Annotated in this window: 14 protein-coding genes; 1 reads left to right on the forward strand and 13 read right to left on the reverse strand. The window is 35.7% G+C overall.

Annotated features, from left to right (window positions below; all coding sequences use genetic code 11):
• Complete coding sequence (locus LCP48_RS13205) at positions 1-1,248, forward strand: sensor histidine kinase (protein ID WP_004225157.1); 1,248 nt, start codon at positions 1-3, stop codon at positions 1,246-1,248.
• A 148-nt stretch (positions 1,249-1,396) separates the two neighbouring features.
• Here LCP48_RS13205 and LCP48_RS13210 read toward each other — a convergent pair whose 3' ends face one another.
• From LCP48_RS13210 to LCP48_RS13270, 13 genes are all read right to left on the reverse strand, one after another.
• Positions 1,397-1,945, reverse strand: coding sequence for a ferric reductase-like transmembrane domain-containing protein (locus LCP48_RS13210; RefSeq protein ID WP_004225155.1), 549 nt, complete (start codon positions 1,943-1,945; stop codon positions 1,397-1,399).
• Complete coding sequence (locus tag LCP48_RS13215; protein ID WP_225340266.1) at positions 1,935-2,840, reverse strand: FAD:protein FMN transferase; 906 nt, start codon at positions 2,838-2,840, stop codon at positions 1,935-1,937. The genes LCP48_RS13210 and LCP48_RS13215 overlap by 11 nt, the downstream gene beginning before the upstream one ends.
• Before the next feature lie 28 nt (positions 2,841-2,868).
• A complete protein-coding gene (locus LCP48_RS13220) occupies positions 2,869-3,129 on the reverse strand; it encodes a hypothetical protein (protein WP_004225151.1) in 261 nt (86 codons plus the stop codon).
• A gap of 16 nt (positions 3,130-3,145) precedes the next feature.
• Positions 3,146-3,796 carry a copper amine oxidase N-terminal domain-containing protein gene (locus tag LCP48_RS13225; protein ID WP_225340267.1) on the reverse strand — a complete coding sequence of 217 codons (651 nt, stop codon included), beginning with the start codon at positions 3,794-3,796 and terminating at the stop codon, positions 3,146-3,148.
• Between the two features lie 310 nt (positions 3,797-4,106).
• Entirely contained in the window at positions 4,107-5,312 is a 1,206-nt protein-coding gene (locus tag LCP48_RS13230) for an EAL-associated domain-containing protein (RefSeq protein ID WP_004225145.1), read from the reverse strand.
• Between the two features lie 454 nt (positions 5,313-5,766).
• On the reverse strand, positions 5,767-6,870 hold the full coding sequence (locus tag LCP48_RS13235) for a TFIIB-type zinc ribbon-containing protein (protein WP_009370398.1): 1,104 nt from the start codon (positions 6,868-6,870) through the stop codon (positions 5,767-5,769).
• A 14-nt stretch (positions 6,871-6,884) separates the two neighbouring features.
• Positions 6,885-8,216 carry an SPFH domain-containing protein gene (locus LCP48_RS13240; RefSeq protein ID WP_004225140.1) on the reverse strand — a complete coding sequence of 444 codons (1,332 nt, stop codon included), beginning with the start codon at positions 8,214-8,216 and terminating at the stop codon, positions 6,885-6,887.
• A gap of 162 nt (positions 8,217-8,378) precedes the next feature.
• Positions 8,379-8,753 (reverse strand): DUF423 domain-containing protein, encoded by a 375-nt coding sequence (locus LCP48_RS13245; RefSeq protein ID WP_225340268.1) that lies wholly within the window; start codon positions 8,751-8,753, stop codon positions 8,379-8,381.
• A gap of 11 nt (positions 8,754-8,764) precedes the next feature.
• The gene (locus LCP48_RS13250) at positions 8,765-9,190 is read right to left on the reverse strand and encodes an acyl-CoA thioesterase (RefSeq protein ID WP_004225136.1); all 426 of its coding nucleotides are present in this window, start codon (positions 9,188-9,190) and stop codon (positions 8,765-8,767) included.
• Between the two features lie 436 nt (positions 9,191-9,626).
• Entirely contained in the window at positions 9,627-10,355 is a 729-nt protein-coding gene (locus LCP48_RS13255; protein WP_004225135.1) for a M23 family metallopeptidase, read from the reverse strand.
• Between the two features lie 210 nt (positions 10,356-10,565).
• Positions 10,566-10,736, reverse strand: a complete 171-nt coding sequence (locus tag LCP48_RS13260) for a hypothetical protein (protein WP_153802591.1) — start codon at positions 10,734-10,736, stop codon at positions 10,566-10,568.
• A gap of 812 nt (positions 10,737-11,548) precedes the next feature.
• Entirely contained in the window at positions 11,549-11,677 is a 129-nt protein-coding gene (locus LCP48_RS13265) for an IS3 family transposase (protein ID WP_004225126.1), read from the reverse strand.
• A gap of 208 nt (positions 11,678-11,885) precedes the next feature.
• Positions 11,886-12,074, reverse strand: a complete 189-nt coding sequence (locus LCP48_RS13270; RefSeq protein WP_004225125.1) for a hypothetical protein — start codon at positions 12,072-12,074, stop codon at positions 11,886-11,888.
• Positions 12,075-12,242 lie beyond the last annotated feature (168 nt).

Consider the following 12,242-nt stretch of genomic DNA (forward strand, 5'->3'; position numbering starts at 1 on the left):
ATGTTTAAGAAAACTCGTAAAAAATTAACTTTATTTAACTCCATTTATTTTATAGGCTTTTTCTTTGCTTTTCTTATTATTCTTTATTTTTCATTAGTTCAATTAATGAATTATCAACAAGTAGAAGAACTAGAAACTTATTACGAAGAACAATATCATGACTTTTTTGAGCACAAAAATGATAATGAAGGGAAATTAGAATTTAACCCAAATGGTATGTATTTTTACTATATTTACACAAAAGACCAGATACTAGTCCACGGTGACGAAAACTATCAAGGTTTATTTAAAGATCTAGAAAAAATCATCCAAACGGAAAATCCTTCTAAACGATTTGTAAAAAATTTAAATTGGCGCGATAAACATCTTTTAATTTTATCGAAACCCATTCAGACTAACGATGAATTCCTAGGATATATTGTTATAGGCAAATCGACCACATCACAATATCATTTTTTTCAAAAAATGATTTTACTGTTTATAGTTTTAATTATAATTTTTACAATCATAATTGGATTCTTAAGTTACTACATGGCAGGAAAAGCCATGATCCCCATTCAACATGCACTTGAAAAACAAAAAAATTTTGTTTCAGATGCTTCTCATGAGTTAAGAACACCGCTAAGTGTATTTTATAGTTCACTCGATATTTTAGAATCTGATGAAGCTAATAATATGAGTGATTTCGGTAAAGAATTAATCGAAGATTTAAAGCATGAAGCAGCGTTAATGAAAGAGCTATTAGAGAAACTATTATTTTTAGCCCGACATGACAAAAATCGTATTCATTCAACTAAAGAAAAAATCTCCTTAACAGAGTTGCTTATAACGATTAGTAGGAAGTTTAAAAGAGCGTTACCAAAAACAATCGTTTTCGAAACAGAAATCCAACCTAATGTTGAATTTATTGGAAATTCAAATAATATAACTGAATTAATTTATATATTATTAGATAATGCAGCCCAGTACACACAAAAAGGATCCATCTATCTAAAGCTTTTACAGACTGATAAAATGATATATATCTACATTGAAGATACAGGCATTGGGATTTCTAAGGAAGACCTCCCTTTTATTTTTGATAGATTTTTCCGGAGTGATGCTGTGAGAAACCGAAACGGAACAGGACTGGGACTTGCTATAGCTGATTCTATTGTTCAAGATCACGGAGGAACATTAACAGTTCAAAGCGAGTTGGAAAAAGGTACAACATTTTGTATTCAATTTCCTCTTTATAATAAAAAGTAGGTTATTTATCGTTACTTGATGGATAAACCATAGAATGGCATTACATGAATCAGTAGTGCCATTCAACTAGGTTATTTTTTTGAGCTACTTTGGCAGTCTAGCTAACATGGAGAAACTGCCTTTCCTCCATTCAAGCACCGCTTACTTGCTAACCCCTTGCTTTTTGATCTTTCTTCTTAAACCCATCACTCATCAACCTTACAAGTAGTGCGATCATTATAACCATTACCGTACTACTATAAAATAAAATTACTAACATTTGATTAGAGTCAGTACCAATGAATAGCCCATGAATAAGTGATAATATCCAAGCAGGTAAAACAAGAAAATGCATCTTCTTCCAAAGTGAGAAGTTCATTTTATTTATCCATATATCTGATGTTACAAGAACTATTAAAAATAAATAAAAAGCTATGGTTCCCAGCCCAGACAACAATGGCTGATAGTTCGCGCTAAAAGGTAATACGATATCAGCAATAGTATAGGGTTCGTATTGATCAATCATTAGTAAAAGTAAATGTACAATAACAGTTATAAATCCCATCCATCCACTCATTTGATGTAATTGAAAGTACAAGTTTTTATTGGACTTGAGAGTAGAAGATTTCCTTAGTAAACCAAACAAAATGGACATACTGAAGTAAAAATAACTTAAAAGCCCTAATAGTCGAATCCATTCCCAAGTACTAAATAACATCTAACTTTTCTCCTCCTTTCAACCAATATATACTTCCATCATCTTTTGCTATCAAGCAAGCGCAAGACATCTGTAGTTTGTCAAACCACACTTGTAATTCTTGTTCATTTAATAAAAAAGCAAGTTTTGTTGCTACTTCTGCTTGACATAATGAGTTTGTTATTATTGTTGTTTGAACGATAGGGCTAAGGATTACCTCTCCAGTTCTTCCATCTAATAAGTGATGCTTTTCTTTCCCCTGCTGTTTCCAACTTCTAAATATACGATTTGAAGTGGCAATTGCTCCATTTTGAATTCTAATTGTACTGATTTCTTCGTGTATATGAAATGGATGAGCAATCCCAATGGTCCATGTCTTGTTGCCTGACGACCACATTTTCATATCTCCACCACCATCTACAATTCCAAACTCTGGAGAAATCTGTCTAAGCCAATCAGCTATTTTTTCAACTACATATCCTTTGGCAAATCCACCTAAATCAATTAATTGATTATCCGTTTTTAAAACTTCATTGTGCTCCAAAAAAAGAAATGGCTTATTTGCCTTTTTTTCTATTTGTATTGGCTTATACTTTGATTCGTGAAAAGGAAAGGATCGATCATACCCATGTTGTTCTAAATGTAATTTTAAATACGGAGAAAATATATTATTAGTTAATGTATAATAGTTGTCTGCTGCTTTTAAACAATCGTATAATGCAGGAGTAATTTTGCCTATTTCTCCTACCTTTAGTTGATTAATTTGATTTAACTCATTATTTGGCTCAAATCTTGACCACTCTCTTGCAACGTATTGCAACCATTTCACCACTTTGTCTTTCCAATCAATTTGTTGTGTTCCAGCAATTTCAATATAAAAGTTTGTATTCATCGTGTTTAGTGATAAGGTATCCAAGCAATTTCAACTCCACTTCAAACTAAGTTTAGGATCGTTTGGTCGTTCGATCGGTCCGAATTTTATTTGGTTGTTGTAGCTGATTCACTCCCACAATTTCAAAATTTGTCCAATCCAATTGAACAAGTTCCCTTTCTCGGTCTGACATTTTTTTTGATTGTTCATTTGTCAAATTTAGATCAGCTATGTTTGTATCTGATGGAACATGATTAAATTGCGTTAATAGTAAAGAAGATAATATTACTCCAGAGGTACCTAATATCCATTTAGCTTTCTTTTGATCTTTCATTTAATCATCTCCTTTTTTATTTTAATAACTTCAATACAACAGCGTTATTCATTTCTTGCCATTCAGCCACATAGCCCAAACCATTTGAAATTACACTAATTGGAACATATATATTATCATTCAAGTAAAATGTAACAGCTGGTATCGGTGATTTTATCTCGTTATAGTACACAACATTTGTCCCCGCACGAAAAATTAGTTCTGTACCAGCTTTATTAATTTCTAATATTTTACTATTATCATAATTAACTACTTTTGCACCTAAAAGTTCAGCAACAATTTTACCTGGCACATATATTTCACCATCTAAAGGAATCAAGTAAAGTGACACTGTATTATTATTATTTTCTAGTTTTATTTGAATTTCTTTCGCTTCTTTAAAGGGTAACTCTCCTTTATTTACATAAGTCGATCTTGTCCAAATATTCCATGTATTACTATTTGTTTCAAGGTATCTTTGGTCATAATATTCGTACTCATCCTCTTCTTTATAATAATCATCATCTTCCTCGTCATCATCATCATCATCATCTTCATAATCATTGTGCTTTTTATGAACATCACCCTCGTATTTTTCATAATCTTCTTCATCATCCGCATTTGCTATTTTGACATCAACAAATGGCCAAATTAAAATCATAATTAGAAGTATTTTGATAATCCTCATTTTTTCAGCTCCTTTTTGTTATTTCCATCTTAATTAAGCTAAATGAAAAAATACTGAAAAAACAAAATCGTTCATTCCAAATTTAACAAATGTATTGCTTGCCCTTTTTGTTTCGATAGAGGTAGGTAATTTTCTATGAGAATTTAAATAGCATTCTTGATTGAAATCAAAAAAATTGCCTTCTACAAAAATAGAAGGCAACTTCAGTATTTTACTAGGCTTTTAGGATTCTCCCATCATACCTAGTTCACTAAATATATCGAATTGCAATTGTACTCCTGATATGTTGTCACTAAAGAAATTACTAATATTATCTAAAGATTTTGTGCTCATAAAGATAGTCATAGGAAAGGTCAACAAACAAATATTCATGCTCGTTGATCGCAATGGAGAATGTTCTTGTAATTTCTCCTGTTTCAATATCCCGATACAATTCAGAGATTTCCCCACTTTGATCGTTGCGCATTTTAATAATTGTTTGAAGGAAATAAGGACGCCAGCTCCAATTTTTATTGATGGCACGCGGCTGTAGCTCCCAATTCCCATCAATTCGCATAACGTTAGGCGTTAACTGGAATCCGTCCTCATTACAAATATAGAGACGGAAGGAGTAGCTATCCAATAATTCAGCTAAGTACTCTAAATGGGAGACATTGTCGCTTGTTGGTTTCACACGGTGAACAATCGCCTCTAATTCCTCCCTTAATTTTTTCAACTGCAAATATTGCGCCTCTAGCATTTTCTTTTCGGAAGTAATAAATTGCTGGCATTCTTTTTTAAAACGTTCCTTTAATATATCCTTATCAACAAAAGTCATAGCTGGATTTGCTAGGTATGGCCCTTGATAAAATCTACCACCATTTTTCCAAGCAAATTGTAGTTGATAAACCGTTTCAATTTCTTCAAATAATAGATTCGCTCCAATTTTATAAGCTAGGCTACCAATGGCAGAAATCATGTCCGATTGAGCGGACCAAGAATCGTAATTTAAATCACGTGTATTGACTTTTAAGATATGTGGTGCCAATAGCGCAATATGCTCTAAATGACTTTCGGCGCCTACTTCCTGAACGGCAATTTTCACCCCAAACGTCGTAAAATAGCGTAGGGCGTGATGTAATTTGTTAATATCCCCTATAAAACGATGCTCTGATACGACAAGTACGATACGCTGTAAATCTTTTTCCTCTAGATATTGTTGGATAATATTAAAATGACTTTCACCAAAATCTTGCATCAATAAATTTGGATTGCTTGGAATATAAATATCAATTTCTGGTGCAATTTCATCAATTTTGGCTAATGCCGCATGTAAAATTTTGTGTTCCATATCAATTCGATATTCTTCTGGAATATCTTCATTGTTGACGAAATCCTTTAAATTAATTTGCTGACCTTGAATTTGTAGATATCCGGAAATTTCGTAGGCAATCACCGTATGCGCGTCTGCGCTAAATATCGGTTGATAATACCCATGTATTTGATCTAAATTTGTTAACACTTCAATTGCGTCCATCATCGAAACCTCCAATATGAATAACGTTTTCGTTGTTATTCAAAAATAACATTACATTTATCATGACTAGCTTAAAAAATGCTCTCTGACTGTATAATAAGTTGTTTAAAGTAAAATCGCAACTTCACTACTCATCATTTATGGCAAATCCGCCCTCATTTTTAACCACCACTGCATTAGTTGATTTTTATCCATTCTAACGATTTTCCTACATAGTAAGTTGCTTTTTACACCATCTTGCAACCTTATGCTTTTGTCCATCCAAGGCTGTTCTAATATTTTACTCTCCCTTTAATCTATGCAACTTGACGCAATGACAGCCGTGATAATGGATGATGATTATCCTATATAAGCCAATTAATTCAGTCATTTACCCAGTATTTAAGGACAATTTTATGAAAAAACAGTATCCCAAAAGGACAACAAAAGGCTCCTACTGGCATACTGTTTATTTTTATTCAGACATAAAGAAATACCAAATCAGAGTGATGACTGCTAAGGATAAAATAACAGCAATTGTTACGCGAAGCGGCGAGATAGGAGCATTGCCGCCAACTCGACCCGTTTGTCCATTCACCATAAAGCGGTAAACCTTCTCCTTATAGCGGAAAGAGGATAACCAAATGGGTAACATTAAATATTTGTATGTAATATCATCATGGTTTGTGGAAAAACGTAGATTGGATACTACATCCGCCCTATTTTCCCAACGAATTTTGGACGTAATCTGCGCATGGAGATGATCATGAATTTCACTTTTTGCTTGGCTCCAGCCATCCTGCAAACCAACACTGTAACGCTCTGATAAAAATCCAGCTACATATTGGGGTTTATAGGCCTTATTATTAAGAAGATTAAATGGTTCAATTTTTCGCATCATGTCCCGATCATAGCGTGTTGTGGCACTCACTAAATGATCGTCTATAAATTCCTGATAAAAACCACTTGTTGAATACCAATCTGTTTCAGTATGCGTTTTACCATCTTTATCCGTAACCGTTCGATGTCGTCCATATCTTGCGGAGTATCTGGAGCTTGTTTTTGAATCAAATGTCCAATACGGGAGGTATACCCCTTTAAAGGCATCAGGCTTTGCACTTATTTTGGCAGCCTTTGGTGTAAACCATCGACCTTTGATCCATTTCTGAAAATGTTCTCCAGCCTGCTTATCTGTTACTTCAAAAGCACATACGCCATTGGGAGCAAGCGTATTTTCAGCGCTCGCTTCCATGACCTGATTTGAGCCGCAGTAAGGACAACTGTCAGCGACCTGCAGGGCATCATAAATTGTCTCGGCCGCACAAGCTTTACAAATAACTGTTTTCTTCTCCACGCCCCAATTGAAATTCCCACGTTCCTCTGCTTTTAAGAAGTCCATTTCCTGAGCAACCTTTTCCTCTTCTTGTTCAGGGGTTGCAATTTCAGATTCAAATCCACAATACGGACAAGTCAGCTTACCTGTAGCAGGATTAAACTCAATTGATGCACTACAGGACGGACATTCTGCATCAAAGTCAAGTTTTACTTGTTTGACATTTTCAACTTCTTGCGTTGACATAGGTCATCATCTCCTTACTTGACATCCTTTTCATCAAAAACATCGCCGCATTCTGGACAGAATTTAGGCGGATTGGCAGGGTCCTCTGGTGCCCACCCACATTTATCACATGCATAGAGTAAAGCACCAGCTGGTTTTTTAGAGCCACACTCGCTACAAAACTTTCCTTTATTCACCGCTCCACATGTACATGTCCAGCCCGCTTCCACTGGTTTTGCTGCCCCGCAATTTGAACAGAATTTCCCTGTGTTGTCATGACCACATGCACATGTCCATGTTCCAAGTGCTTTGGCTGATTGATTTTGCAACGCAGCCTGAGCCATTTGCGCTTGCTTATTTTGCTCATTCATTTGATAAAGCTGACCAGCATTGACTCCACCTGCTTGTGCAGCCATATTCATCCCCATAAAGCCTGCCATAGCGCCACCATCATTGTTAGCAGCTGCAATCATCGCTTCTGCCTGAGCGCCTGTTAAATGGGCAGCAGCCATACCTGGATCACGCATGACCGCATTGCGTTGTAGTTGTTTTATCATGGCTTCGTCTTCCTCAGAAGCCTTCAGGGTACTAATGCCAAATGACACAACAGCTAAACCACGTGTAGCAAGCCACTTTTCTGATAATACCTTATTGAGTGCGTCTGCTAAGGCAACCGTATGCGCAGGTATTTCACTATAACGAACGCCACTTGCTGAAATTTGTGCAAAAGCTGGCTGTAACGCTGTCATTAATTCTGATTTTAACTGGCTATCAATGGCCTCTCGCGTAAATTCACGCTCTACATTTCCACATACATTTGTATAGAATAATAACGGATCAATGATTCTATAAGAATACTCACCATGGCAACGAATGGCAATGTCGATATCTAATCCGATATTACGATCAATAACACGGAATGGAATTGGTGCGGGAGTACCATATTTATTCCCAACAATCTCCTTTTTATTAAAATAATAAACTCGCTGATCTTTAGCAGGTTCCCCACCAAATGTAAAACGCTTGCCTATCTGTTTAAATGTTTCTATTATGCCTTGGGATAAATCTGAGCCGTACATAATCGAAGGTTCTGTTGATGTATCATAGACATATTCCCCAGCTTCTGAAGAAAACTCTACAACTTTTCCCTGTTCAACAATCATCATACATTGCCCTTCATTGATGGCAATAATCGAGCCATTGCTAATAATGTTGTCATTTCCTTTATTTGAACCTCGTTTAGAAGTGCGTTTAATACCCTTAGTTACTAGAACATCTGAGGATAATGCCTCACAATAAAAATACTCACGCCATTGATCCTCTAAAACACCTGTTAATGCCCCAACGCCTGCTTTCAATAAACCCATAAATATTCCCACCTTCACATTGATGTTTAGCTTATTTTAACATCTCTTCATACTATGTAATACGCAAAATCAGACAAATTGTTTCATTTTCTTCTTATCAACAAAAAAACGAGAAGCGCCAATGATATAAATCATCAGAACGTTCTCGTTACTTTTTCTGTATTAGGATAAGGCAGCAATTATAACAAGCACCCACGCAACAATAAATAACATGCCACCAATTGGCGTAATCGCACCTAGCTTTTTCACACCTGTCACGGCTAGCACATATAGACTACCAGAGAAGAATACAATCCCTGTAAACATCAAGTAGCCTGCCCAAGAAAGCAAACTAGAGCTTCCTAAAAATGCATCATTGGATAGAATGCCAAGGGCTAGAATCCCTAAAGCATGGTACATCTGATATTGCACAGCCGTTTCCCAAATGGCTACATAATGCGGTGAGGCAAACTTATCCTTGAGTGCATGTGCACCAAAAGCACCTAAAACAACACCAAGAGCTGCCAAAATAGCGCCTAAAGCTAGAAACATTTCCATCTATTGTTCTCCTATTTTGCCTCGACGGCAATTTCTTTATATTTGGCATCCCAAGCTGGGTCAATCTTACTTAATGATACCGGTCGCAATGTATCCTTATGCGCAAGAATATGTACGGATTGAGCTGTGGCTGCTACCGTGCCATCCTCATGTAAAATTTCATAGCCATACGTCGTTCGTAAACGATCATGCTTTTCTACCCAAGTGCGCACCGTCGCCACTTGTCCATAATGCATGGCTGCTTTATACGAAATCGATAAATCCATCACTGGCGATACATAGCCATCTTTTTCTAAGGCAGCATACTCAAAGCCTGCATCACTTACAAGCTGGGTACGCCCAATTTCCATCCAAATAATATAGTTCGCATGGTACACCACGCCCATTTGGTCTGTCTCTGCGTACCGTATTTCAATCTGTTTCTCACTCACAAACATTTTCTTCACCTCGTCCTACATTATAGCGCAAAAGTGTTGATTTGGTGGGGTTTTTGCTCTACTGATTAGAAAAAGTTAATAAATTGTAATTTAAAAAAATTTGAAATTAGATTCAGAAAAATATTTGGTGAAAAATATAAGTTTCCGTTTTTACCCGTTGGCAGATGCTGTAAATCAGAAATGGTACCTATTTTTACACGAGAAAAATTTGATGTAAATGATTAAAACCAGGTACTCATTCGAGCGCCTGGTTATTTTTTTAAAATACCTCTGGAAAAAAAGATTACCCTTGCATCATTGCTTGGCTAGTCTTTAATCTTATTAAAATATCTTTTGAGTTAGTTTTTAGTTACTAATACTTGATCAGCTTTAACCCATTCTGCACCTAAATTGTACCAACCGTCTTTAGCTGCATGTACTTTATACGTTCCTGGTGCTAATTGGCGTTTAAATGCTCCATTAGGAGAACTATACGTATGAATAGTAGTTGTAACAGTTGCATGGTGATAAGCAATAGTTCCATAAGCATTGTGGATATAGCCAGATCCAACATTATAGTATAGAGTTCCATCAGCTGCATATTCTCTTTGACCATACACTTTGTATTTTCCACCAGCTTCAAGTTGACCGATAATTTCATATCCAACATTTTGAACACATTTGCTTTCTGAGTAATTGTAATCGTTGCCCAAGTTCCATCATAAGTATAGTAGCTAACTGTTGGCTTGTCCCCGTTTAAATAAGGCATAGGATCTACCGCCTCCGATTGAGACACTCGTGCTTTTTCATATATTTCAAAGTGCACGTGTTGACCAGTTGAACTCCCACTGTTCCCCATAACACCAATTTTGTCACCTTGATTAATAGTTTGACCAACAGAGACACTAATAAATTGTAAATGAGCATAAAGTGTATCATATGTTTTCCCATCAATACTGTGTCGAACTATCACATAGTTTCCGTAACCGCCATTACATGTATTACCGATAGAGCCATTATTAGAACAACCACCAACGGCTTTGTTAATCACACCCGCAGCAGAAGCGTGTATAGGTACATTGGCGCTACTATTTGCAATGTCAACTCCATAATGCATTGAACCACTTCTCATGCCATAAAGGCTTGTATAAATACCTTCAGCTGGTTTTATAAATACCTGTTTCATCAAACATTCTCCTTTTTTGAGCTGTCTATATTTTAGTAGTATCAGATTGAATAATATATTGATATTCTTTAAGTCATAATTAGGTAATTACCAAAGATATATACTGAAATTAATAGAGAATTAATAGAATAAGCCCATTACCAATTAGCTAATGGGCTTAAGCTTTTAATTTATTTCTTATATAACTTAGTTATTCTTTCAAAATACTCTTTAATTAAGTGTTGTAATTCCATTATTCATGGCACCAGCTAAACCCTGAAGTACTCGAGATGCCCCAGCATTTGCTTTAAAACCAACATGAGTTGACGCAACATAATATGGGCTAGTCAAAGATGTTCCTGACTTCGCTTTAATTGCATTCCCGATAGTCGTATTAACCAAAGTATGATCTCCATTCCAAGTCATTGAATAGAGATAAGATGTGACAGAGATCGGATCGTTAGCATCTTGATAAGCAAGATTCAAGAAGCCACCTTTACCTGTACGACCTGCACTATCCGTCTCACCATCTTTGGCAAATGAACCCTCTTCATATTTAGAAGGTCCTTCTAATCCACTTTTTTGATAGTCATACCATTTTTTCGCTTCGGCTAACCAACCATTTGCTTCACTTGCTCCTAATGCAACAAAATTAGGTGCTCCAATTTCAAATGATTGATTTGAATAAGCAGTAAACGTTCTATAATAATTGGCTAATTCTGTAGCAACTTATGAACATACATGAGTAGGCAAAGCAACCACTTGGCTTAACTGTGGAGCTTTAGTAGATAGCTCTAGCTCAGCACAACGATATGCTCTCGCTGCAAAATTAAGCCCCATTACAATTAATGAATTATATCCTGCCGCTGGGAAGTAACCTCTTACCTGGTTAACATTAGAAGCGTTTCCGTCTTTGTAAATACCTGCCCCCATAGGTAAACATAATTCAGTTTGGCCATTATTCAGACGTGTATTACCAAACTTAGTACGTAAGCTAGTAGCTAAATAAACGTTGGCAAGAGAAGAATAAAGAGCGTGCAAAATACATTAGCGCACGATCAAGAGCGCGTAGCTTTATTAAAAACCACGCTTTAGAGGAAGATTTAGAGGAGTTTATGGAATTGACTCTAGAACGCAAACAAATATTAAATGAAATGAAAATAGACCAAGACGGCATGTAGCTGTGAAGTGAACCCTTAAAGTTAGAGTTTTATTTATGCAGCTAATCGGCTGGCATAAGCTCGGTATTTTACCGGACCCATGCCGGCCAATTTTTGTTTAATTCGATCGTTATTATAGTAATCCATATACTTTTCTATTTTCTTCTTTAACTTTTCATTCATGTTTTCCTCCTTGCCCAATTTAGTTATCCGTAAGAATCCCTAAATTGTTCAAAAGTGTATTTGTTCTCGTTCTTTATAGCGTCTGGGAGAAAAAAGACAAAAGAAAAAGCCACTCAAAATGAATGACTCAATCTCAAGCTTAGTATTAAATTCTGGCACTATAAGTTATTACTTATCTTGCCAACAATTTTGTTAGTGGCACTACGATTTATTGTAATCGCTCTAAATCCTGATATTCTTTCATATAAGGACCATCTTCTGCAACAAATGAATGATACAATGCCTTTACTGCAAAATTTTTCTCTAAACCCATTTCAGATTTTAGCTTTTTTAATTCATCATGCAATGTTCGATGTTCATTTATAAGCTTTAGCATAATTGTCTTATTATATTTCATTACATCCGTCCTTTTTGTTTACAACATGAATGCTATAATACACTATTTTTACTTATAGTCGCAAGAACAACCTTGAACACCCCCTCCTCCATCGACCTTTGTTTGTTTTGGAATGGTTACATCAAGTTTCTTTATATAATAAAAACACCCCATATGAGATGTTTAGTT

It is taken from the genome of Lysinibacillus capsici, assembly GCF_020217405.1.
In the GTDB taxonomy this organism is placed as follows: Bacteria; Bacillota; Bacilli; order Bacillales_A; family Planococcaceae; genus Lysinibacillus; species Lysinibacillus capsici.